The organism is Rhizobium ecuadorense (genome assembly GCF_001187535.1).
Taxonomy (GTDB): Bacteria; Pseudomonadota; Alphaproteobacteria; order Rhizobiales; family Rhizobiaceae; genus Rhizobium; species Rhizobium ecuadorense.
The window spans coordinates 1-271 of sequence record NZ_LFIO01000145.1; the positions used below are offsets into that span (position 1 = coordinate 1).

At 61.3% G+C, this 271-nt stretch carries 1 pseudogene; it reads left to right on the forward strand.

What is annotated here, in order from left to right:
• Positions 1-271: pseudogene (locus AF337_RS44995) on the forward strand (ATP-binding protein); the annotation flags it as partial.

Sequence of the window (271 nt, forward strand, 5' to 3'; positions counted from 1 at the left end):
CCCTCGCAAGGGGCAATTCGACCTCAACGAGGCCATTCGTCACGTGATTGCCTTGACCAGCGGTGAAGTGCTCCGGCAAGGCGTCACGCTGCGGACCCAATTCGCGAGGAGCCTCCCGTCGGTGGAAGGGGATCGTGTCCAGTTGCAACAGGTGATCCTAAACCTCATCATGAACGCCATCGAGGCGATGAACGGCGTTAATGAGGAAGAGCGCGAGTTGCTGATCAGCACCGGGACAGGCTCGGGAGGCGTGGTCGTCAGGGTGCGCGAC